Annotated in this window: 21 protein-coding genes; 4 read left to right on the top strand and 17 right to left on the bottom strand. The window is 72.3% G+C overall.

The window, feature by feature from the left end; translation table 11 throughout:
• From NJ376_RS17080 to NJ376_RS17020, 13 genes are all read right to left on the bottom strand, one after another.
• A partial coding sequence (locus tag NJ376_RS17080; protein ID WP_252954493.1) for an efflux RND transporter permease subunit occupies positions 1 to 2952 on the bottom strand: 2952 nt, incomplete at its 3' end.
• A gap of 18 nt (positions 2953 to 2970) precedes the next feature.
• Positions 2971 to 4194: an efflux RND transporter periplasmic adaptor subunit gene (locus tag NJ376_RS17075; RefSeq protein ID WP_252954492.1), complete on the bottom strand. Its 1224-nt coding sequence runs from the start codon at positions 4192 to 4194 to the stop codon at positions 2971 to 2973.
• Between the two features lie 95 nt (positions 4195 to 4289).
• Entirely contained in the window at positions 4290 to 5702 is a 1413-nt protein-coding gene (locus NJ376_RS17070) for an efflux transporter outer membrane subunit (protein WP_252954491.1), read from the bottom strand.
• A gap of 5 nt (positions 5703 to 5707) precedes the next feature.
• Positions 5708 to 6145 carry a periplasmic heavy metal sensor gene (locus NJ376_RS17065; protein ID WP_252954490.1) on the bottom strand — a complete coding sequence of 146 codons (438 nt, stop codon included), beginning with the start codon at positions 6143 to 6145 and terminating at the stop codon, positions 5708 to 5710.
• Positions 6142 to 6468, bottom strand: coding sequence for a hypothetical protein (locus NJ376_RS17060; protein ID WP_252954489.1), 327 nt, complete (start codon positions 6466 to 6468; stop codon positions 6142 to 6144). The genes NJ376_RS17065 and NJ376_RS17060 overlap by 4 nt, the downstream gene beginning before the upstream one ends.
• On the bottom strand, positions 6465 to 7106 hold the full coding sequence (locus NJ376_RS17055; RefSeq protein ID WP_252954488.1) for a sigma-70 family RNA polymerase sigma factor: 642 nt from the start codon (positions 7104 to 7106) through the stop codon (positions 6465 to 6467). Before NJ376_RS17055 ends, NJ376_RS17060 begins: the two co-directional genes overlap by 4 nt.
• Positions 7107 to 7155: 49 nt before the next feature.
• Positions 7156 to 7953, bottom strand: coding sequence for a YdcF family protein (locus NJ376_RS17050; protein ID WP_252954487.1), 798 nt, complete (start codon positions 7951 to 7953; stop codon positions 7156 to 7158).
• Positions 7954 to 8070: 117 nt separating this feature from the next.
• A complete protein-coding gene (locus tag NJ376_RS17045) occupies positions 8071 to 8934 on the bottom strand; it encodes a glycosyltransferase family 2 protein (protein ID WP_252954486.1) in 864 nt (287 codons plus the stop codon).
• Entirely contained in the window at positions 8931 to 9809 is an 879-nt protein-coding gene (locus tag NJ376_RS17040; protein WP_252954485.1) for a glycosyltransferase family 2 protein, read from the bottom strand. Before NJ376_RS17040 ends, NJ376_RS17045 begins: the two co-directional genes overlap by 4 nt.
• A gap of 10 nt (positions 9810 to 9819) precedes the next feature.
• Positions 9820 to 10995, bottom strand: coding sequence for a glycosyltransferase (locus NJ376_RS17035; protein ID WP_252954484.1), 1176 nt, complete (start codon positions 10993 to 10995; stop codon positions 9820 to 9822).
• Complete coding sequence (locus tag NJ376_RS17030; RefSeq protein ID WP_252954483.1) at positions 10995 to 12059, bottom strand: glycosyltransferase family 4 protein; 1065 nt, start codon at positions 12057 to 12059, stop codon at positions 10995 to 10997. The genes NJ376_RS17035 and NJ376_RS17030 overlap by 1 nt, the downstream gene beginning before the upstream one ends.
• Complete coding sequence (locus tag NJ376_RS17025; RefSeq protein ID WP_252954482.1) at positions 12059 to 13564, bottom strand: flippase; 1506 nt, start codon at positions 13562 to 13564, stop codon at positions 12059 to 12061. The genes NJ376_RS17030 and NJ376_RS17025 overlap by 1 nt, the downstream gene beginning before the upstream one ends.
• 244 nt (positions 13565 to 13808) lie before the next feature.
• Entirely contained in the window at positions 13809 to 14543 is a 735-nt protein-coding gene (locus NJ376_RS17020) for a sugar transferase (protein ID WP_252954481.1), read from the bottom strand.
• A 321-nt stretch (positions 14544 to 14864) separates the two neighbouring features.
• Between NJ376_RS17020 and NJ376_RS17015 the strand changes: the two genes are divergently transcribed.
• A complete protein-coding gene (locus tag NJ376_RS17015) occupies positions 14865 to 15017 on the top strand; it encodes a hypothetical protein (RefSeq protein ID WP_252954480.1) in 153 nt (50 codons plus the stop codon).
• A 439-nt stretch (positions 15018 to 15456) separates the two neighbouring features.
• Here the strand turns inward: NJ376_RS17015 and NJ376_RS17010 are convergent, their stop codons facing one another.
• The 3 genes from NJ376_RS17010 to NJ376_RS17000 form a co-directional block, all read right to left on the bottom strand.
• Positions 15457 to 15750, bottom strand: a complete 294-nt coding sequence (locus tag NJ376_RS17010; protein ID WP_252954479.1) for a hypothetical protein — start codon at positions 15748 to 15750, stop codon at positions 15457 to 15459.
• A gap of 157 nt (positions 15751 to 15907) precedes the next feature.
• Positions 15908 to 17011 carry an NAD(P)/FAD-dependent oxidoreductase gene (locus tag NJ376_RS17005; protein WP_252954478.1) on the bottom strand — a complete coding sequence of 368 codons (1104 nt, stop codon included), beginning with the start codon at positions 17009 to 17011 and terminating at the stop codon, positions 15908 to 15910.
• 143 nt (positions 17012 to 17154) lie between these two features.
• Positions 17155 to 17961: an enoyl-CoA hydratase/isomerase family protein gene (locus NJ376_RS17000; RefSeq protein ID WP_252954477.1), complete on the bottom strand. Its 807-nt coding sequence runs from the start codon at positions 17959 to 17961 to the stop codon at positions 17155 to 17157.
• Between the two features lie 128 nt (positions 17962 to 18089).
• Between NJ376_RS17000 and NJ376_RS16995 the strand changes: the two genes are divergently transcribed.
• From NJ376_RS16995 to NJ376_RS16985, 3 genes are all read left to right on the top strand, one after another.
• Positions 18090 to 19049, top strand: coding sequence for a hydroxymethylglutaryl-CoA lyase (locus NJ376_RS16995; protein ID WP_252954476.1), 960 nt, complete (start codon positions 18090 to 18092; stop codon positions 19047 to 19049).
• Positions 19046 to 20335, top strand: a complete 1290-nt coding sequence (locus NJ376_RS16990; RefSeq protein ID WP_370288356.1) for a CaiB/BaiF CoA transferase family protein — start codon at positions 19046 to 19048, stop codon at positions 20333 to 20335. The genes NJ376_RS16995 and NJ376_RS16990 overlap by 4 nt, the downstream gene beginning before the upstream one ends.
• Before the next feature lie 272 nt (positions 20336 to 20607).
• On the top strand, positions 20608 to 21408 hold the full coding sequence (locus NJ376_RS16985) for an SDR family NAD(P)-dependent oxidoreductase (protein WP_252954475.1): 801 nt from the start codon (positions 20608 to 20610) through the stop codon (positions 21406 to 21408).
• A gap of 127 nt (positions 21409 to 21535) precedes the next feature.
• On the opposite strand, the gene NJ376_RS16980 is transcribed toward NJ376_RS16985, so the two are convergent.
• Positions 21536 to 22750, bottom strand: coding sequence for an MFS transporter (locus tag NJ376_RS16980; protein WP_252954474.1), 1215 nt, complete (start codon positions 22748 to 22750; stop codon positions 21536 to 21538).
• Positions 22751 to 22911 lie beyond the last annotated feature (161 nt).

Genomic DNA, 22911 nt, shown 5'->3' with positions numbered 1-22911 from the left:
GGCGCCGAGCAGCGCCGCCATGGTCGTCATCATGATGGGGCGGAAGCGCAGCAGCGAGGCCTCGATGATCGCCTCCCGCGCGCCCCGCCCGTGGTCGCGCTGCGCCTCCAGCGCGAAGTCGATCATCATGATGGCGTTCTTCTTCACGATGCCCATCAGCAGCACGATGCCGATCAGCCCGACCACCGAGAGGTCGAGGCCGAAGGCCAGCAGCGCCAGCAGCGCGCCGATGCCGGCGGAGGGCAGGGTGGAGAGGATCGTCACCGGGTGGATCACGCTCTCGTAGAGCACGCCGAGGGTGATGTAGATGACGATGATGGCGGCGAGGATCAGCCAGGGCTCCCCTTCCAGGGAGCGCTGGAACTCCGCCGCATCCCCGGCGAAGCTGCCGATGATGGTCTGCGGCATCTCCAGCTCCCGCTCCGCCTGCTCGATCGCCGTGACCGCGGCGCCGAGCGAGGCGCCGGGGGCGAGGTCGAAGCTCAGCGTGATGGCGGGGAATTGCGCCTGCTTCGTCACCGTCAGCGGCCCGGCGGCGCGGCCGATGCGGGCGATCTCGGCCAGCGGCACCTGCGGATCCACGCTGCTGCCCGCCTGGGTCGTGGTCGCCAGGGCGCTCGGCGCGTTCTGCGCCGGCACGCGGAGCTGGCCGATCACGCTCGGGTCGTCGCGGATCTCGGGCGTCGCCTCCAGCACCACGCGGTACTGATTGTTCTGGGCGTAGATGGTGCTGATCTGGCGCTGGCCGAAGGCGTCGTAGAGCGTGTCGTCGATCGCCTGCATGGTCACGCCGAGCCGCCCTGCCGCGTCGCGGTCCACATCCACCGTTACGCGGTGCCCGCCCTCGCGCTGGTCGGAGGCGAGGTCGCGGAACAGCGGCAGCGTCGCCAGATGCGCCTGCAGCCGGGTGGCGAATTGCGCCAGCTCCGCCCCGTCCGGCGCCATCAGCGTGTACTGGTAGGCGCTGGCGCCGGGCCGGGCGCCGATCTGGATGTCCTGCACCGGCGCCAGGTGCACCGCGACCCCCGGCAGCGCATCCAGCGCCGGCTGCATCCGCAGCGCGATCTCCTGTGCCGTCGCCTCCCGCAGCTCCCGCGGCCGCAGCACGGCGGTGATGCGGCCGGTGTTGGAGGCCGGGTTGACGATGCCCGCCCCGACCACGGAGGTCACGGCGACCACGTCCGGATCGGCCCGGATCGCCTCCGCCGCGGCGTGCTGCAACGCGGACATGCGGGAGAAGGAGGCATCCTGCGGCCCCTCCACCGTGGCGACGATGAGGCCGGTATCCTGCTGCGGCAGGAAGCCCTTCGGCATGAAGGCATAGAGCGCGACGGTCCCGGCCAGGGTCGCCGCCGCCAGCAGCAGCATCGCCCCCTCGTGCCGCAGGGTCCAGTGCAGGCTGCGCCCATAGGCCTGGCGCATCGCCTCGAAGCCCCGCTCGAACATCCGGCCCACCCAGCCGCCGCCGGCCGCCTCGTGCCGCAGCATCTGGCCGCACATCATCGGCGTCAGGGTCAGGGAGACGAACATGGAGACGGTGACGGAAATGGCCAGGACCAGGGCGAATTCCTGGAACAGTCGCCCTACTACCCCCGGCATGAAGAGCAGCGGGATGAACACGGCGACCAGGGAGACGGTCAGCGAGATGACGGTGAAGCCGATCTGCCGCGCGCCTTCATAGGCCGCCTGCAGCGGCTTCTTCCCCTCCTCGATCAGCCGGACGATGTTCTCGATCATCACGATGGCGTCGTCCACGACGAAGCCGGTCGCGATGGTCAGCGCCATCAGCGAGAGGTTGTCCAGCGAGAAGCCGCAGAAGGCCATGATCGCGAAGGTGCCGAGCAGCGAGAGCGGCAGGGCGACGCCCGGGATGATGGTGGCCCGCAGGTTCCGCAGGAACAGCCAGATGACCGCGACGACGAGGAAGACCGACAGCACCAGGGTGAACTGCACGTCATGGACGGAGGCGCGGATCGTCTCCGTCCGGTCCGCCACCACATGCAGGCTGGCGCCCGTGGGCAGGGCGCGCTGCAGCATGGCGAGCTGGCCGCGCACCTGCTCCACCGTGCGCACGATGTTGGCGCCGGGCTGGCGCTGCACGTCCAGCAGCACGGCCGGGCGGCCATCGAACCAGGCGCCGTTCAGCGTGTTCTCCAGATCCCGCACCGCGCTGCCGACATCGCGCAGCCGCACCGGCGCGCCGTTGCGGTAGGCGATGATGAGGGTGTTGAAATCCTCCGGCGCCTGGATCTGGTCGTTCGCCATCACCGCGCTGGCCTGGCGCGGCCCGTCCACGCTGCCCTTCGGCGTGTTCACGTTGCCGGCGGTCACGGCGCTGCGCACATCCTCCAGCGAGAGGCCGTAGGCGGCCAGCCGCCGGGGGTCCGCCTGCAGCCGGATGGCCGGCCGCATGCTGCCCTGGACGATGACGCGGCCGACGCCGCTCACCTGGCTCAGCCGCTGCGCCAGCAGTGTGTCCGCGGCGTCCGAGAGTTGGTGGATCGGCAGGGTGTCGCTGGTCAGGGCCAGGGTGATGATGGGCGGGTCCGCCGGGTTCACCTTGGAATAAGTGGGCGGGTAGGGCAGGGTGCTCGGCAGGGTGCCGCGCGCTGCGTTGATCGCCGCCTGCACGTCCTGCGCGGCGTCGTCGATGTTGCGGTCGAGCGAGAATTGCAGGGTGATGCGGCTGGTGCCGGGGCCGGAGACGGAAACGATGTCGGTCAGCCCCGAGATCGGCGCCAATTGCCGTTCCAATGAGGCGGTGACCAGCAGCGCCACCGTCTCCGGCGAGGCGCCGGGCAGGTTGGTCGAGACCTCGATGGTCGGGAAATCCACCTCCGGCAGGGCGGAGACCGGCAGGCGCATGTAGCCGAGCACGCCGAGCAGCAGCACGGCCAGCGCCAGCAGCCAGGTGGCGATGGGCCGGGCGATGAAGGGGGCGGAGATGTTCATGGCCCGGCCGTTCCCCTGCTACCGCGCATCCGCCGCCTGGCGCGGCCGCAGGCGGCGCTGACCCGGCACCGGGTCCGGCGCCACCGGCCCGCCATCCTCGCTCACCGCCACCGTCGCGCCGGCGCTGAGGCGCAGCCCGCCGGAGGTCACCACCCGGTCGCCCGGCGCGACGCCGCTCAGCACCACCGCGTCATTCGCGGTCAGCACGCCGAGCCGCAGCATGCGCTGCTCCACCGTGCTGTCCGGCTTCACCACATAGGCGAAGCTGCCCTCCGGCCCGCGCTGCACCGCGACCAGCGGGATGGTGGTGACGCGCGGCAGCGTCTCGATCCGCAGCCGGACATTGACGAAGGCGCCGGGCCAGAGCTTGCCGTCCTCGTTTGGGAACACCGCCTTCAGCTTGATGGTGCCGGTCTGCGGATCGACCGCGTTGTCGAGGGTGAGCAGCTCGCCCTCCGCCGTGCCGCCGGGGCGCAGCGCCGTCACCGGCACCTTGCCGCGCCCCAGCGCATCCAACACCCGCCCCACCTCCTGCTGCGGCAGGGTGAAGGTGACGGCGATGGGCTGGAGCTGGGAGACGGTGACGATGCCCGTCGCATCCCCGGACCGGACCAGATTGCCCGGGTCCACCAGCCGCAGGCCGACGCGCCCCTCGATGGGGGAGCGGATGGTGGTGAAGGAAAGCTGCGTCCGCGCCGCATCGATCGCCGCCTGGTCGGAAGCGACCATGGCCTCGTACTGCGCGACCGTCGCCCGCTGCGTGTCCTGCTGCTGGCGGGAGACGCCGGCATTGGCCGCCAACTGGGCGTAGCGCTGCAGGTCCACCCGCGCATTGGCCAGCAGCGCCTCGTCCTGCGCCTTCTTGGCAACGGCCTGGTCCAGCGCCGCCTGGTAGGGGCGCGGGTCGATCCGCGCCAGGACATCGCCCTGCTTCACCATCTGCCCTTCGGTGAAGGCGATCTCCAGCAACTGCCCGTCCACCTGGGCGCGGACCGTGATGGTGTTGAGGGCCTGCACCGTGCCGATGGCCTCGAGCAGGATGGGCAGATCCTGCACCCGGGCCGCCGCCGCCGTCACCGGCACGGGGATATTCCCCGGCCCGCCCGGCCGACGCAGCACGGAGCCGGCGGCAGCGGTGGTGCCCGGCTGGGCCGGCTGGCGCTGCTGCCACCAGTACCAGCCGCCGGCGCCCGCGCCGCCCAGCAGGCCGAGCGTCAGCAGGATGAGGAGAAGGCGACGCATGCGGCGGGGCCGGACCTTCGTGCCAGGAGGGGGAACGCCAGCCCCCGGCGAGGTTGCCGGCGGGGAGAGAGGTTGCGGGGTCCCGGGATGATGATTCATGTATTGCCCCATCCGCCGCCAAGGGCGCGAAACAGCCCGACCGCCGCCTGCAGCCGCGCAAGGCGCGCCGAGGTGAGGGTGTTGCGGGCGGAGAACAGCGTCTGCTGGGTGTTCAGCAGGGTGATCAGGTCGATGGTGCCGGCGCGCAGCTGCGCCTCCGAGATGGCGTAGGCGCGCTCCGCCATCCGTACCGCCTCGGCCTGCAGCGCCTCCTGCTCCGTCGCCTGGCGCAGCCCGACCAGGGCGTTCTCGGTATCCACCAGCGCCGCCAGGATGGCGCCGCGATAGGTCGCCAGCAGCTCCTGCGCCCGCGCCTCGTTGAACTGCACCTGGCCGCGCAGCCTGCCGCCCTCGAAGATGGGCTGGGCGATGCCGGCTGCCAAGGTGAAGATCAGCGAACTCGGCCGGGTCAGGGTCTCGAGCGCGAGCGAGGTATAGCCGCCGGAGCCGGTGAGGGTGACGGAGGGCAGCAGCGCCGCCCGCGCCGCCACCACACTGGCCTGGGCGGCGGCGAGGTCGGATTCCGCGCTCAGCACGTCCGGCCGCCGCGCCAGCACCTCCGCCGGCAGACCGGGCATGACGCGCGGCACGGCGACGCGGGTGAAGACGTCGGCGGCCAGGGCGATGCCCTCCGGCGGCCGGCCGATCAGCGTGCCGAGCGCGTTGCGGTTCTGCTCCAGCTGCTGGACCAGCGGCGGGATCGCCGCCCGCTGCTGCGCCACCACGGTCTCCTGCTGCGCCAGGTCCAGCCCGGTGCCGGTGCCGACCGTGACGCGGTCCGCGATCACCTGCCGCACCCGCTCCGCGATCTCGAGGTTCTGCCGCTGCAGCTTGAGCTGCTCGGTGAAGGCCAGCAGGGCGAAATAGGTGTTGGCGACGGAGGCCTGGGTGGTGAGCATCAGCGTCGCCCAGGCGAAGCGGGCCGAGGTCGCGGCGAGCTGCGCCGCCTCCGTCGCCGCCCGGTTCTTGCCCCAGAAATCGATCTCGTAGCTGGCGGACAGCGCGATGCGGTCGGAGGAGGTGACGCGCACCCGCGCGGTGCGGGCGCCGGTCACGCTCGCGGTGTTCACGCTGCCGCTCTGGCTGCGGGTCGCCTGGCCGGCGAAATCCACCGTCGGCAGCAGCGCGGCGCCGGCGATGCGAAGCTGCGCATCGGCCTGGAGGATGCGCGCCGCCGCCGCCGCCATGTCGTTGTTGGCCTGCATGGCCTCGGCCATCAGCCTGTCCAGCTCCGGCGCGCCGAAGCCGCGCCACCATTCCGGGTCGGGCCAGGCCGGCTCGGCCGCGCCCTCGGCGCCGGCCATGCGGGCGGGCAGGGTGAGGCCCGAGCTGGTCGGGCCAGGGGTCAGCCAGCCGCAGCCGGCCAGCGGCAACGCCAGCAGCAGCGCCGCCCTGCGGGAAGAAGCCAAGGCCATCACTCCCCAGGCGGGCTCGCCGCGGCGACCCGGGCGCGGCCTTCCGGCGAGACCGCCGCGAGCGCCAGGGCCAGGGTCTCCCCGAACTTCGTGCTGAACTCCGCCCAGCGCTCGGAGGAACGGGCCATGGCCTGCTGCAGCACGGCCGGGTCGAAGGGCTGGCGCAGCATGGCCGCATCCACCTCGGCGCGGGAGGCGCGGAGCGCCTGCAGCGCCTCGGCATAGCGCGGCCGCTCCGTCTGCAGCACCTCGCGGAAGCGCGGCCGGTCGGCCTCGGGCAGCGAGGCTTCCAGCCGGCCGATCATCCGCTCGAAGCCGCGGGCCGGGCCGCCGCGCCCACGCTCCGGCTGGGCGAGCCAGAGCCCGCCGAGCACCAGGTTGAGCACCACGGAGGCGCCGAGCAGCGCCCCCAGCACCTTCTGCCAGGTCAGTTTCACAGGAACTCCCCCGCCACCGGCAGGGACAGCAGCGGTCCCAGCGGGTCATAGGCCGCCTGCGGGGCGGCATGGGTCACCGGATGCAGGCCGAGCCAGACGGCGCAGCCCGCCGCGGCGGCCAGCGCCCCCCAGCCGGCCGGGATCAGCTCCGGCAGCCCCGCCCGCAGCCGGACGAGCGGCCCGGGCGGGGCAGGCAGGGGAGAGCGGGCGATGCGCCGCGCGACCGCCGCCTCCAGCCGCGCCACCGCGGCCGCGTCGGGCCGGGGCAGGGCACGGCGCAGCGCCGCCTCCAGCGCGTCATCCTCCCAGTGCTTCCGGGTCATGACCCTTCCTCCAGATGCCGGCGCAGCGCCTGGCGGGCGCGGTACAGCACCCCTTCCAGCGCCCGTTCCGAAAGCCCGAGGGCCGCGGCCGCCTCGGCGCCGCTCAGCCCTTCCTCATAGGCCAGGGCGATCGCCGCCCGGTATTTTGGCGCCAGCCTGGCCAGCGCCGCGCGCAGCCCCGCCTCCTGCTGCGCGCTGGCCGCCTGCGCCTCGGGGTCCGGGCCCGGGTCGGGCCAGGCTTCCAGCGCCTCTGGCCCGGTCCGGGGGCCGGCGGTGGCCAGACGCCGGGCGCGGTCGATCGCCAAGTTCACCACGATGCGGTGCAGCCAGGTGGTGAAGCGCGCCCGCCCCGGATCGAAGCTGCCCGCCGCCTGCCAGGCGCGCAGCAGCGCCTCCTGCGCCACCTCTTCCGCCTCCGCCGGCTGGCCGAGCACCCGCAGGGCGAGGCGCAGCACCCGCGCCCCATGCCGGTGGACCAGCAGGCCGAAGGCGGAGCGGTCGCCCCCCGCCGCGGCGCGCATCAGCGCCTCGTCCTCGGCGGTCTCGGGCATCATGCGGCGCGGCGCCGGCTCCGCGGGCGCGTCGCGGCGCCAGAGGGCCAGGGGGGGCGGGAGGGGCAGGGCGAGGAAAAGGGGCATGGCGCGTCCATGGCTGATACGTGACACGGCCGCACAACCCATGCGCTTCTCACGGCGCCGGGAACAGCGCCTCCGTCCGCCCCATCAGCCGGTAGGCGAGCAGCCCGACCCACTCCTTCAGCCCCCATTCGAATTCGCCCAGCCGCACCGGGAAGCTGGCATCGTACCAGACCGCAACGGTGTGGCCGGTGCGGTAGTTGACCGGCCAGGCGGCGATCTTCCAGCCGGCTGCCCGGAACACCCCCATGGAACGCGGCATGTGGCTGGCCGAGGTGACGAGCAGCCAAATCTCCCCCGGCTTCGGCGCCGCCAGGGCCAGGGTATTGACAGCGTTCTCATGAGTGTTGCGCGCCGCCGTCTCGAACTGCATCCGCTCCGCCGGCACGCCGAGGGAGAGCCAGAGCTGGCGGGCGACATCCGCCTCCGTCACCCCGCCATGCAGGGGCGAGCCCTGGCCGCCGGTGAAGACCAGCCGCGCCTCCGGATGGCGGCGCAGCAGGGCCACGGGCTCGGTCATGCGCTCCGCCGCGCCGTTCAGCGCGGGCAGGCCGCGGGCCTCGGTCAGGTTCTGCTCCACCGCGCCGCCGAGGACCACGATGCCGTCGATATGGGCGGGCTCCACGGCCGGGCGGGGGAAGCGTTCCTCCAGCGGCAGCTGGACCCATTGGTGCAGCGGCAGGACCAGCAGGGCGAGGTAGAAGCCGAGCCCGGCCAGCAGGGGCCAGCGGCCCCAGCGGCGGCCGCGCCACAGGGCGGCCAGACCGACCAAGCCGAGCAGCAGGGCGAAGGTGCCCGGGCGGGCGGGCAGCCAGAGCAGCTTGGACAGGACATAGAGCACGTCCTGCATCAGCGGCCCACGAGGAGGCTTTGGCCCCTCATGCTCCCCCATGAAGGGCCCCCATCGGCGATGCGGAGCATCGTCGATGGGATTCCCATAAGGCCGAAGGGCCTTTGGAAACCATGTTCAAAGCTCATTGATGCGTCCGGGGGACATGCGGCCACGTGCGAGGTCCAGGAAGGCCAGCATATTGCCCTTGAAGCGGCCCCATCTGTCCGCCCAGGGCTCGGGCCAGGGGCTGCGCGCGAGGTTCAGGGCGCAATGCCGCGCCACGCTTCGCAGGGCGTGGTCCCAGGGGTAGGTGCCCTTGCGCGCCAGGTAGATGGAATTCGCCACCTGGGAGTAGCCGAGCCGCAGGCCCGGCGTCCGCCCGACCTTCACGCCCAGATGCACGCCCCGCGCCGCCGCCAGCCGGATGATCCGGCCATGCCGGCCAAGGGCGCGGGTGAAGTCGATATCCTCGTACCAGGCATAGGCGGGCAGGGCCTCGTCCACCCGGATGCCATGCTCCCGCACCACGGAAAGCCGCACCGCCATGTTGCAGCCATAGCCGTTGAAATGCGGCTGCGCCTCCAGCCAGGCCCCGGCATAGGCATCCCGCGCCAGCACCGCGCGCCCCTCCGCCACGCTCAGCCCCGGCCCCCTGGCGCCATCCGCCAGCACCGTTCCCGTCGTCACCACCACATCGGGCCAGGCCTCGAAACCCGCCTCGGTGGCGGCGAGATAGGCCGGCGCGGCGAGGAAGTCGTCATCCAGGAACAGCACCGCGTCGCAATCGCCGCATTCCGCCATGATGGCGTTGCGCTGCCGCGGCAGCCCGGCCGGGGCGGTGAGGTATTCCACCCCCGGCTGCCTCTCGCCGATATCCTCGGGCGCCACATGGCAGACGATGATGCGGTCAGGCTGCCGCGTCTGCTGCCGCAGCTCCCGCAGCACCTCCGCCAGGATGGCCGGGCGGCCGCGGGTGGCGATGCCGATGGCGACCCTCATCGCGGCGCCTCCGTCAGCGGCGCCAGCACGGCCGGGCTGGGCGGGGCGAGGAAGCCCTGCACCCGCCCGGTCAGGCTGGCCAGGAAATACCGCGCCGCGAGGAAGCGCCCGCGCAGCGCATTCAGCAGCGCCCCGCCGATCGGGCGGATGACGAAGGGCGCCCAGATGCCCGGCGGCAGCCCATGCCGCCGCATCACATGGCCGAGCCCCCGCCCATAGGCGGCAGCCCGGGCCACCGCCACCGGCGTCAGCCGCTTGTCCGGGTGGATGATGCGCTGCCCCGGCGCATAGACGGCCCGGTGCCCCGCCGCCAGCGCCCGGAGGACGAGATCGTTCCCCTCCGCCGAGCCGAACCAGGTGCCCGGGCCCAGTCTTTCGTCGAAGCCGCCCAGCGCCAGCGCCGTCTCCCGCCTGAGGAAGAGGTTGAACTCGATGACGCTGGTCCAGACGGTCCGCGGCGTGATCCCCCCGGCCGCATCGTGCCACCGCCCGGAGCCCAGCCCGCCCTCCGGCGAGGCCGCTGGCCCGGTGAGAAGCTGCAGCGCCGGATCGGCCCGGAAGGCCGCGTCCACCTGCCGCAGCAGCCCCTCCGGATAGAGGCAGTCATCATCCGGGAAGCCGACGATCTCGCCTCGCGCCAGCCGCAGCCCAAGATTCCGTGCGTTGTTGGCGTTGTTGATCGCGCTGCGCCAGTGCAGCAGCGGCAGCCGGCCCGCATAGTGTTCGATGACCGGCGCCAGCCGCTCGTCGCGGTTCTGGTCCACCACGATCACCTCCAGGGAGGCGTCCTGTTGCAGCAGGCTGTCGAACAGCTCCGCCAGCTCCTGCGTACGCCCCAGCGTGGCGACAACGAGAGAGAAGCGCGGATTGCTCATCATAGCCGACTCAAGGGTTCCAAGGGGTTGGAGATGCATGTCCAACCGGCCCTTGGTGGGGGGAGCTTGAGGGGGGCGAAGCCCCCCTCAACAGGGTCTGGACATGCGCGGCGATCGCCCTGCGGAAATTCTCCGCCGAGAACCGCAGCGCATTTTCCCGGCAGGCCTCGGCGGCGATCGGTGCCCCCGCCTCGAAGGCCTGCACCGCCTCGATGATCGAGTCCGCGCTCTGTTCCGGGAACAGCACGCCGGTCTCCGGCCGCACGATATCCTTCGCCCCGCCCCGCCCGAAGGCGATGAGCGGCGCGCCGGCCGCCTGCGCCTCCACCATGCCGATGCCGAAATCCTCCTCCGCCGCGAAGACGAAGGCCTTCGCCGTCTGGATCAGCGAGACCAGCTCCGCCTGCGCCACATGGCCGCGCAGCTCGATGTTGGACGCGCCGCTCGCCGCCGCCTGCACCAGCGCCAGGTTCGGCCCGTCCCCGGTGATGATGAGCTTCCGGTGCGGCATGCGGCGGAAGGCCTCCGCCACCAGCTCCACCCGCTTGTAGGGCACCATGCGGGAGGCGATGAGGTAATGCTCCCCCCGCGGCGCCGTGCCGATGCTGAAGCGCTCCACATCCACGGGCGGGTGGATCACCGCCGCCTCCCGCCGCCAGACCTTGCGGATGCGGTCGGCGATGTAGCGGCTGTTGCCGATGAGGCTGTCCACCCCGGCCGCCGAGCTGCGGTCCCAGAGCCGCAGCCGGTGGAACAGCCAGCGCGTATAGAGGCTCTTCAGCCCCCGCTCCATCCCCGCCTGGCGCAGATACTGCGCCTGCATGTCCCAGGCATAGCGCATGGGCGAGTGGATATAGCTGACATGCAGCGTATCCGGCCCGGTCAGCACGCCCTTGGCCACGGCATGGGAGGAGGAGACGACGAGGTCATAGCCCGAGAGGTCGAATTGCTCGACCGCATAGGGCATCAGCCCGAGATATTTCCGGAAATGCTTCCGCGCCCCGGGAAGGCGCTGGATGAAGCTGGTGCGCACGGGCTTGCCGCCGAGGAAATGCCGCTCCTTCTCCGGCAGGAAGTCGCAGACGGCGTAGAGATCCGCCTCCGGCCAGAGCCTGATGAATTGCTCGAAGACCCGCTCCGAGCCGGCATAGCTCTCGAGCCATTCATGGACCAGGGCAACCTTCATCAGGCGGCGTTCCGGGGCAGGAGGGAAAGAAGGGTCTGGGCCGCGCCGCGCCAGGTGAAGCCGGCAGCGCGGGCGCGGCCCGCCGCAGCGAGGTGGGCGGCGAGGCCGTCCTCGGTGATCAGCCGCTCCAGCGCATCCACCAGCCGGCGCGGCCCGTTCAGGTCGAACCACAGCGCCGCCTCGCCGCAGACTTCGGGCAGGGAGGCGCTGGCGGAGGCGATGACCGGGCAGCCGCAGCTCATCGCCTCGATCGGCGGCAGGCCGAAGCCCTCATAGCGCGAGGGGAAGAGCAGGCAGAGCGCGGTGTCGTAGAGCCCCCGCAGCTCGGCATCCGAGACCCGGCCGAGCGGCGCCACATGCTCGCCCGCCGGCCCGGCCTCGGCGCGGAACACCGCCGGGTCCACGGCGCCGGCGACCGCCAGCTTCATGCCATGCCGGCCGAGCAGCCCCGCCACCTCCGCCAGCCCGCCGAGATTCTTGTGCGCCGCGCGGGTGCCGACGACGAGGGCGAAGCGCTGCCGCGCCAGCCCATGCTTCGTCAGCAAGGCGGTGTCCGGCGCCTCGCGCAGGATGTGTTCGCCGCTCTCGCCGACCAGCGCGATGCGTGCCGGGCCGATGCCGAGATGCTGCGCCAGCTGCCCGCGCGAGAATTCGGAGACGGTGACGATCCGCGCCCCGAGTCTTGGCAGCGCCCGGTGCAGCACGCGGTACCAGCTCCGGAAGGCGAGCGAGTAGCTCTCCGGCGTGTCGAAGGCGCCGGCATCGTGCAGCACCACGAGCTGCCTCCCGCCCATGGCCAGCGGCGCGGTATTACCGAGATTCAGCAGCACCCGGCCGCGCGCCATGAGCGGCAGCTCCGCCTGCTCGAAGCCCTGGCCCGTCATGCGCCCCTGCCGCACGGGCAGATGCGGGAACGGGGAGGCGGTGCCGGACGGCAGCAGCAGCGCCGCGCCGGGCAGCGCGCCCTCGGCCGCCATGGCGTCCAGCGCCGCCGTCACCTCATGGGCGAAGCGCTGCACGCCGGTCATGCGCTGGCTGAGAAAACGGCCGTTGATCGCAAGCATCAGGCAGACCTCAGGCGGAGCAATTGCCGCGGATGACGCAGCGCCAGCCGGTCCTCCTCCGGCAGGGCGCGGTAGGCGGCAAGGAGGAAGGCGACCAGCACCACCGCCCCGCCCCCCAGCAGCCAGGGCAGGGAGGGCAGCGCCAGCAGCGCCGCCAGCCCCAGCCCCGCCACGGACAGCGGCGCCGCCAGCCCCAGGGCGGCGGGCGCGGCCGGGCGGTAGAGCCGGGCGGCGAGGAGAAGCTTCGCCAGCACATCGGTGGCCGCCCGCAGCGCCCAGGCGATGGCCGCGCCCTCGATGCCGAGGACCGGCAGCAGCAGGGCGGCCAGCGGCAGGAAGATCGCCGCCTCCGCCAGCACCAGCAAGGCCACTGCATCCGGGCGGCCGATCGCCTCCAGCAGCGCATTCGGCGCGAAGGCGAGGCAGGAGAAGAAGATGCCGACGCCGAGGATCTGCAGCACCCGCGCCCCGCCCGCGGCGAATTCCGCGCCGAGCCACAAGGTCAGCAGCGGCCCCGCCGCCACCACCAGCAGCAGCGCGGCCGGCAGCACCATCGCCATGATGGCCAGCGCCCCGCGCCGCAGCAGCGCCGCCGTCGCCACCGGAGCGCTGAGGAAGGCGCCGGCGAAGGCCGGCAGCAGGGTCTGCGCCACTGCCACCGGCAGGATCCAGACCCGCAGCACCAGATCCAGCGGCGTCGCATAGAAGGCGACGGCGGAGAGCGAGAGCATGGCGCCGATCAGGAAGCGGTCGGCATAGAGCAGCGCCTGGGTGGCGAGGCCGGTGAAGGTCATGAAGCCGCCGAGCTTCAGCAGCGGCAGCACCAGCCGCAGCCGGATGCCGCGCCAGGAGAAGCCCGGCAGCAGCGGCCGCACCAGCCAGATATAGGAGAGGGTATTGGCCAGCCGGCAGGCCACCAGCGCCAGCATCACCCCGACCAGACTGTCCCAGACCAGCAGCACCAGCACCGGGCCCAGATAGTAGAAGATGTTGACCGGGATGGTGGCGAGATTGGCGACGCGGAAGCGCTGCCAGGCCGCGAGCACGCCCCAGAGCGCGGCGTTCAGCACCACCAGCGGCGCGGCCAGCGCCATCACCCGGAAGGCGGCGATGGCCTGGGGCTGCAAGGCCTCCGGCACCGAGAGCAGGCGCTGCACCAGGGCGGGCACCGCGAGCCAGAGCCCTGCCGCCGCCACCAGCGAAATGCCCGCCAGGGTCGCCAGCGCCGCCGCCACCAGCCCGGTCGCCTCCTCGGCGCGCCCGGCGCCGATCCGTTCCGCGACCGCCCGGGTCAGCGCCTGGCCGACGCCGAAATCGAAGACGCCGAAGACGCCGACCAGGGCGAGCGCCAGGGTGAACAGCCCCCAGCGCTCCAGCCCGAGCTGGTGCACCAGCACCGGGGTCAGCAGCAGGGCCAGCATCAGGGGCAGGCCGCGGCCGAGCGCATTCCAGAACACGCCGGAAACCATGGCGCGGGCGCCGGCACGGGCGGTGGGATCGGACATGGGAGATCTGGGTTCCACAGGTCGTGCCGGGCGTCGCACCCCGGGCCGCAGCTGGTCAAGCGAAGGAGAGGTTGCCGACCGTTCCGGCCCTTCGACCGGATCGCCTGATGGCTGCCGCGGCTTTGCCGCGGAAGCCTGTGCGTGGGGCCGATCGTCGGGCGATCCGGGGTCCCCATGAAGCCGCATCGCGGCTTCATGGGGTATCCGGGGCCCGCGGCGACGCGCAGCGTCGTCGTGGGGAGGGCTAGTAGGCGCCGCGCCGGGCGATGACCGCCATCGGGGTGCGCAGCAGGATCTTCACATCCGCCAGCAGGGAGGGGTTGACCGCATAGCGCACATCCAGCGCCACCCGCTCGGCATAGGTCGTGTCGTTGCGGCCGCTGATCTGCCAGAGGCCGGTGATGCCCGGGCGGACCGAGAGGTAGTGCTCGGCGGCCGCGCCGTAATGCGCGTTCAGCTCCGCCTGGATCACCGGGCGGGGCCCGACCAGGCTCATCTCGCCGCGCAGCACGTTGATGAGCTGGGGCAGCTCATCCAGGCTGCTGGCCCGCAGCAGGCGGCCGATCCAGGTGACGCGCGGATCCTTCTTCAGCTTCCGCGTCGCCTCCCACTCGGCCCGCGCCGCCGGGTCGGTCTCCAGCAGCCGTGCCAGGCGCTCGGCCGAATCGACCACCATGGAGCGGAATTTCAGGCAGCCGAAGCGCCGCCCGCCGCGCCCCACCCGTTCATGCGCGTAGAAGGCCGGCCCGCCATCTGCCCGCACCACGAGGGCGACCACGGCGAAAAGCGGCAGGGCGAGCAGCAGCAGCGTGGCCGCGCCGGCGACATCCATGCTCCGCTTCAGCGCCGGGTGCAGCGCCTGCCAGCGGGAAAGGCCACGTGGCACGCCGTAGTTGGCCATCGCCTGGCGGGAGGCCTCGGTGGCCATGGCCTGGCTGATGCCGCGACCCATGGTCTCAATCGCATCAACGCCCAACATGGACGGTCTCACCTTTCTCTTTCATGCCCATCCCGACCTGCCCGTGGCGACCATCCCGGACTTCCCCGCGATCTCCCCCTGGGTCATCGACCCTTGGGGGGAGGGGAAGCCCCGATCCGTCGTCACGTGCCCCGGCGTCCGGGCAGGCTCTTCTCCCGCAATACCGGCGCCGGAATGCGACGCGTCTGCGGCCGGATTGTGGCGGTGCAAGAAAGTGCCGCACGGCCGGCGCGTGAATTCTGCTGCAACGGGCGAAGAGCCGTGCCAGAATGCACCCAGCACGCGAATATTTCTTTTTCGATACAACCAAGCGAGGAGGGCATGAGCTTCATCCGGCCGCTGGGGCGCAAGTCCCTCAATTTGCTGCTGGATCCGCATGGCGACGGGCTGCGTCCGGCACGCGGCCTGGTGCTGGCGCTGCTGCTCTCCGCGGGATTTTGGCTGGGGGTCGCGCTACTGCTGGGCGCGCTCTAGCACCGCTGCCCAAGCTGGCCCTGTGTGTCTGACATGCGCGTGAGCCAGACATGCGCGCCAAGCGGACATGCGTGCCAAGCGGACATGCCCGCGGCGGAGATGCCTCGGGCGGGGAAGGCGCGGTGCGCCATGGACCTGCCTGCAAGCCCCACCGCTCTCCACCGTCAGCCAGGCCCTGCCGGCCATCACCGCTGCCGGCGATTCCCCGCCACTTGCAACTGCCTAAGAGCGCCTCTCAAAACCGGCTATCGGCAGGCCCAAGCCCTTGAAATTATGGGCCAGCTGGAGGCTTTGTTTTTCGCTCTAAGTCAAATTGGCGCAGCCCCAGGCCGATCGGGCTGGCGTGGAACCGCGCCAGCCTTCCCTTGTCCTGCTGCATTTTCCGGGCCGCCAGGCGAGGCTGCGCGCCTGATCTGCTTCAGGCGCCGACCAGGCCGGCTCAGCTCGTCCCGATCCGCACATGGATGCGGGCGCCGCCCTGGCGCGGCCGCGGCACCAGCGCGGCAATGCGGCCCTGCCGCCAGGCCGGGTCTTCTGCAAGAAGCCCGGAAAGCAGGGCCGATTCCGCCGGCGGCAGCCGCCCCAGCCGCGCCCCGCCCGGCCGCCACGCCTCGATCTCCCGCCCGCCATGCAGCATGCGGAATTCCACCGTATCCCCCACCCGTGGCGCCGGCAGATCCGGTCGCGCATCGGCGCCGTCCAGCAGGTAGGTCAGCCACTCAGTATCCTGCACGCAAAGCCCCCATGCGATGCCCGGCCTCAATGCCGTCGCGGCCGTGAGCGATCCACCATGATTCCGTGACAGGCCCGCCCAGGCGATCATGCTCGCGAGAGCTTTCGCGCTGGTGAAGGAATTTACCTGAAATACCCGCAACGGTTGCATAACAGCGTTACGCCGCCAGCATATCCGCCGCTTCTTCGGCCAGGGAGAGGGAGGCGGTAAGCCCTGGACTTTCGATGCCGAACAGGTGCAGCAGCCCAGGGATGCCATGCTCCCGCGGCCCGCAGGGGGTGAAATCCTGGCCCGGCGCCCCGGGCGGGACGATCTTCGGCCTTATGCCCGAATAGCCCGGCGCCAGCGCGCCATCCTTCAGCCCCGGCCAGTAGCGGCGGATGGCGGCGTAGAAGCTCTCCCCGCGCCGCGGGTCCACCTCGTAGTCCAGCGTCTCCACCCACTCCACATCGGGCCCGAAGCGCGCCTGGCCGCCCAGGTCGATGGTGAGATGGGTGCCGAGCCCGCCCGGCACCGGCACCGGGTAGATGAGGCGGGAGAAGGGGTTCTTCCCGGTCAGGGTGAAGTAATTGCCCTTGGCGAAATAGGCCTCGGGGATCAGCTGGCGCGGCATGCCGGCGATCGCCCGCGCCAGCCGCGGCGCATGCAGCCCGGCCGAGTTCACGAAGAGACGGCAGCGCAGCGCCATGGGCTCGACGCCGCCGACCTGGATCTCGATTCCCGTCCCGCTCACCCGTCCCGCCGTCACCGGCGCGTGGAAGACGAAGGTGGCGCCGGCATTCTCCGCATCGCCCTGCAGCGAGAGCATGTAGGCATGGCTGTCGATGATGCCCGTGGAGGGCGAGAGCAGCGCCGCGGTGCAATGCAGGGCCGGCTCCAGCGCCAGCGCCTCCTCCCGCGTCAGCAGCTTCAGGTCCGGCACGCCATTCGCCGCGGCGCGGCCCTGGATGGAGACCAGCTTGCCGGCCTCCGCCTCGTCCGTCGCCACGATCAGCTTGCCGCAATTGGCATGCGGCAGGCCACGCTCCGCGCAATAGGCGTAGAGCATCCGCTTCCCCGCCACGCAGTGCCGCGCCATGCGGCTGCCGGCGGGGTAGTAGATGCCGGCATGGATCACCTCCGAATTGCGGGAGGAGGTCTCGGTGCCGATGCCCTCGGCGGCGTCCAGCACCAGCACCTCGCGGCCGCGGAGCGCCAGGGCCCGGGCAACCGCCAGGCCCACCACGCCGGCACCGGCGACAACGCAATCAACGTCTTCCATCCAGGACCCCACCCTTTCGAGAGGGGCTTCGCCCCCCTCGCCGGACGCTGCGCGCCCAACCCCCACCAAAGGCCGCAAGGCCGTCGGAAACCATCACTCCTGCGCCCTGGCCGGCAGCGCGCGGCGGCCCTGCGGGAAAGGCGTCAGCGGCCCCGGAACACCGGCTTCCGCTTCTCCTGGAAGGCGCGCAGCCCCTCCTTGATGTCCTCGCTCGCCTTGGCCTGGGCGATCCGCTCCTGCAGCGCCGCCACGTCCAGCGCCTGGTGGCCGATCTCGTTGATCGCCCGCTTCGCCCCCTGCACCGCCAGCGGCGCCAGCTCGCCCAGCCGGTCGGCGATGGCGTCGATGCGGGCGTCCAGCTCCTCCGGCGCCACCAGATCGGTCAGGTAGCCGATGCGCAGCAGCTCCTCGCTGCTCTGCTCCTCCGCCAGCATGAACAGCCGCTTCGCATTGTTGAAACCGAGGCGGGAGACGTAGCGCCGCAGCCCGCTCTCGTAATAATGCACCCCGATGCGGGCGGCGGGCATGAACATCACCGTGCGCGGCGTGACGCCGACGCGGAAATCGCAGGCCAGCGCCAGATCCGTGCTGCCGCCATAGACCCCGCCATGCAGCCGGGCGATGGTCGGAATCCGCAGCATCTCCAGCCGGTTGATCATGTCCTCGAAGGTCGCGCCCGGCGTGTCCTTGATGCCGCCCGCCGCCGCCTGCCTGGCCATGGAGCCGAGATGCGCCCCGGCCGAGAAGGACTTGCCGGTGGAGGCGATGACCAGCGCCCGGATCTCCGGATTCGCCTCGACCTCGCCCAGCAGGCGGAGGATCTCGACGATGTCCTCCGGCTGGATGCGGTTCATCACCTCCGGCCGGTTGAGGTGCAGCGTGGCGCGGCTGCCCGCGAGGGAGAGGGTGGGCAGGCTGCCTTCGTCGCGGGGCTGCAGGGCGGCGCTCATGGGATCCTCCGGTCTTTCCCCGGTTGTGGCGCCACGCGGCGGCTTCGGCAACTCTTTGGCGCGCCCCCTTGGCGCATCCGGCCCGCCGGGCGCAACATGGCGGGCCAGCACAGAGAGGGGAGGGGCCCATGGCCGACCTGCCGAGCCGCGTCGATATCCATGAGGAAGGCCCGCGCGAGGGTTTTCAGATCGAGCCCGGGCCGATCCCGACCGCGGACAAGATCGCGCTGATCGAGGCCCTGGCCGAGACCGGCCTCCGCCACATCCAGATCTGCTCCTTCGTGAACCCCCGCCTGGTCCCCGGCTGGGCCGATGCGGAAGCGGTGGCGGGCGGCTTCCGCCCGAAGGAGGGCGTCCACTACACCGCCCTCTGGTTCAACGAGAACGGGCTGAACCGGGCGCTCGCCTTCGCCGACCGGCTGACCCTCGGCGGCTCCATCTCGCTCGCCGCCTCCAACGCCTTCTCCATCAAGAACCTGAACCGGCCGCATGCCGAGAATCTGGAGGCGATGCGCAAGCAGACCGCCGTCCACCAGAAGCACGGCATCAAGGTGACGCGGGTCGGCGTCATGGCCGCCTTCGGCTGCAACTACCAGGGCGACATCACCCCGGCGCAGATCGTCCAGACGGTGGCCGACGGCCTCGCCATCGCCGCCGAGGCGGGCGAGACCATCACCGATGTCTCGCTCGCCGACACCATGGGCTGGGCCACCCCCATCCGCATCGAGCGCGGCGTCGCCGCGGTGCGGGAGCGCTGGCCGGAGCTGAACATCGGCCTGCACCTGCACGACACGCGCGGCCTGGCCGTCGCCAATGCCCATGCCGGCCTCCGCCTCGGCGTTACGCGGTTCGACAGCACCGCGGGCGGGCTCGGCGGCTGCCCCTTCGCCGGGCAGAAGGGCGCCGCCGGCAACATCGCGACGGAAGAGCTGGCGCTGCTCTGCGAGGAGATGGGCATCGATACCGGCATCGACCTCGATGCGCTGATCGAGGTCGGCCGCATGGCGGAGCGCATCGTCGGCCACGCCCTGCCGAGCGAACTGCTGCGCGCCGGCAGCCTCGATGCCTTCCGGCGGAAGGCGGCATGAGCGCGCCCGAACCGGCGAGCTTTGGCCCGTCCGATGACCGCAGCGCCGAAGGGCGCGAGGGTCTGAATCGGCCGGGCCCTGCCAGCGGCCCCCGGCCGCTGGCAGGAATCAGGGTCCTCGAGTTCAGCCACACCATCATGGGGCCCTGTGCCGGCCTCGTGCTGGCCGATCTCGGCGCCGATGTGGTGAAGATCGAGCCCGCCCCGGCGGGCGACCACACCCGTCGCCTGCCCGGCTTCGCCGCCGGCTTCTTCGCCACCTTCAACCGCAACAAGCGCAGCCTGGCGCTCGACCTGAAGCACCCCGAAGGCCGCGCCGCCTGCCACCGCCTCGTCGCCGAGGCGGATGTGGTGCTGGAGAATTACGGCCCCGGCACCATGGAGCGCCTGGGCTGCGGCTGGGAGCAGCTTCGCGCGGTCAATCCGCGGCTGGTCTACCTGGCGCTGAAGGGCTTCCTCGCCGGCCCCTATGAGCATCGCCCGGCGCTGGACGAGGTGGTGCAGTTCCAGGCCGGCCTCGCCTACATGACCGGCCCGCCCGGCCGCCCCTTGCGCGCCGGCGCCTCCATCATCGACATCCTCGGCGCCGTCTTCGGCGTGGTCGCCGTGCTCTCCGCCCTGCGGCAGCGCGGCGCGACCGGAGAAGGCCAGCGCGTCTGCTCCTCGCTCTTCGAGAGCGCCGTCTTCCTCGTCGGCAGCCACATGGCCGGCGCCGCCGCCACCGGGGAGCCGCCGCCGCCCATGCCCGCCCGCCGCGGCGCCTGGGGCATCTACGACGTGTTCGACACGGCGGGCGGCGGCCAGCTCTTCATCGGCGTCACCTCCGACCAGCAATGGGCGCGCTTCACCGAGGCCTTCGGCCTGCCGGAGATGGCCGCCGATCCGCGCATCGCCACCAACGCCCAGCGCGCCGGCGCGCGGTCCTGGCTGATCCCCGCCTTGCAGGAGGTGTTCCTGCGCTTCGACCAGGCGGAAATCTCCCGGCGCTGCGAGGCGGCCGGCATCTCCTGGGCGCCGGTCGGCAAGCCGGCCGATCTCTTCGAGGATCCGCACCTCGCCGCCGGCGGCCAGCTCCTGCAGACCGCGATCTCCGCGCTCGGCGGCGGCGCGCTGTTCGGCCTGCCCGCCCTGCCGCTGGAATTCGGCGAGGACCGCGCCCGCGTCACCCTGCGCCGCCAGCCGCCGCGCATGGGCGAGCACAATGCCGAGGTGCTGGCCGAGCACGGCTTCAGCGCCGAGGAGATCACCGCGCTTTCGGCGCGGAACGTCATCGTCGCCGCCGCCTGACGCGACCAAGGGCAGGGCGCCGGACGGCGCCTTCGATGGCGAAGGCGACCATTCGCCGGCGCCATGGCCTGGTGTTCGTGCCAGGGATGCCGCGCGGCGGCACCGCGCGTCACGCCGGAGGCGTGCTATTCGCACGACGCGCGGCTGCGTCCTTGACACGAACACCGGGCCATGGCCGTGGCTCGGGAAGCGCTGGACGAGGTCCAGCGCACGAATTGCGCGCCCGGGCGCAATGGCGTCCGGGACGAAGCGATCTGCGAGGAGACGCACACATGCCCGGCAGGCTTCAAGGCAAGATCGCCCTCATCAGCGGCGCCGGCTCGGTCGGCCCCGGCTGGGGCAATGGCCGCGCCACCGCGGTGCTCTTCGCCGAGGAAGGCGCCCAGGTCTTCGGCCTGGACCGCAACCCGGACGCCATGGCGGAAACCGCGGAGCGCATCGCCGCCCTCGGCGGCACCTTCGTCCCCATGCCCTGCGACGCGACGGACAGCGCCGCCGTCGCCCAGGCTGTCGCCGCCTGCAAGGAACGCTTCGGCCGCATCGACATCCTGGTGAACAATGTCGGCGGCTCGGCCGCCGGCGGCCCGGTGGAAATGGCGGAGGAGGTCTGGGACAGCCAGATCGACAGCAACCTGAAGAGCGTCTTCCTCTTCTGCAAGCACATCATCCCGATCATGGAAGCGCAGGGCGGCGGGGCGATCGTCAACCTCGCCTCCACCTCCGGCATCCGCTGGACCGGCGCGGCGCAGGTGGCCTATGCGGCCTCCAAGGCCGGCGTCATCCAGCTCTCCCGCGTCGTCGCCGTGCAGTACGCGCCGAAGGGCATCCGGGTGGACACGGTGGTGCCCGGCCAGATGCACACGCCGATGGTGGAAGCGCGGCTGGCCAAGCAGCGCGCCGGCGGCGATGTGGAGAAGCTGCTGGCCCAGCGCCTCGCCCGGATCCCGCTCGGCTTCGCCGGGGATGGCCGGGACACCGCCCGCGCCATCCTCTTCCTCGCCTCGGACGAGGCCCGCTTCATCACCGGCACGGAGCTGGTGGTGGATGGCGGCATGAGCGTCCGCTGCGGCTGACCGCGCCTGGCGGCCTCCCTGCGCGGCGGGGGAGGACTCGCCACGCTCCCCGGCCGCGGCCGCCTGCCGCCGGAGGCGGGCGGTCCGGGGGTAAACTCGTCTGTCGCCGGCCTCCCGCGCCGCCGCGTCAGCCGCCCCGCGGCCTCTCTCGCCCGGCCAGCCGCCACGCCACCACCATCCCCGCCGCCGGCAGCAGCGCCAGCAGGCCGAAGGAGAGCGCGTAGGACCCCACGGCGCTGACCAGCGCGCCGATCAGGGAGGGCCCGACCACCACCCCCGCGAAGGCCACCGCCAGCACCGCGCCCGTCGCCTCGCCGGCCCGGCCCGGCGCCGCCAGTCGTGCCGCCTCCGCCATCGCCACGCCGTTCCAGGCCGCCGCCGTGGCGCCCAGCAGCAGGAACAGCCCCACCACCGCCGTCCCCGGCCAGGCAGCGGCAAGCGGCAGGGGCAGGGCGCCGCAGAGGGTCAGCACCCCGATCAGCGCCAGCACCGCCATGCCGCCACGCCCGCGATCCGCCACCCAGCCCCAGAAGACCCGCCCCACCGTCCCCAGCGCCTGGGTTATGGAGGCGACCAGCCCCGCCGCCACCGGGCTCCAGCCGAATTCCTCCACCAGCATCGCCACGGTGTAGGCGCCAAGCGCCAGCTGGAAGCCGGAATAGCAGCCGGAGATCACCGCCAGCCCGCCGAGCCCCGGCTGCCGCAGCGCCGCGAAGCCGCCGCCGCCCCGCGCCGCTGGCCGCGCCGCCTGCTCGAAGGCCCAGGGGCGGCGGAACCCGCCGAAGCCCAAGGCCGCCGCCAGCAGCAGCGCCGCCAGGGCCAGCATCACCGGCCGCCAGCCGAAGCCCTGCGCCAGGGAGGGCAGCAGCGCCCCGGCCAGCGCCCCGCCCAGCGGCACCCCGGTCTGCTTCACCGCGAAGACCATGTTGCGCCGATGCGGCGGGGAGAGCCGCGCCAGCACCTCCGTCGCCGCCGGGTTGGTCAGCCCGTAGCCGAAGCCGATGAGCAGCGAGCCCAGCACCGCCCCCGGCAGCCCCAGCAGCGGCACCGCCAGGCAGGCCAGCCCCGAGGCCGCCAGCGCCAGCTGCGTGCAGCGCGCCGAGCCGAAGCGCCGCAGCACCCCCGCCGAGTAGAGCGAGACGCTGCTCGCCACCAGATAGACCAGCGCCACCTGCCAGCCGAGCCAATGCGGCTCCGCCCCGATCTCCCGCGCCATGATCGGCGCCAGCACCGGCAGCAGGAACACCGAGAAGGTGGCGAGCGCCTGGGCGAAGGTGGTGGCGATCAGCGCGGCGGCGAGGCTGGCCGCGGGCACCGCGCCCGGGCCGCGCCCCCCGCTCACGCGCCCCGGCCCGCGGCGCGGCCGGGGATGCCGGCCTTCGTCATCGCAACACCCCAGGCCGAAGCGGCAGTAAACATGAGCCAGAATCCCGCCAATCCGATCGAGCGCCACCCATTGCCCCGCCGCGGCTCGGCCGCGGCGGGCTGTGCGAGGCCGGGGGA

Source organism: Siccirubricoccus soli (assembly GCF_024178315.1).
GTDB lineage: Bacteria > Pseudomonadota > Alphaproteobacteria > Acetobacterales > Acetobacteraceae > Siccirubricoccus > Siccirubricoccus soli.
Note: the sequence above shows the minus strand (reverse complement) of the source record. Positions and strands in the feature narration are given on the sequence as shown.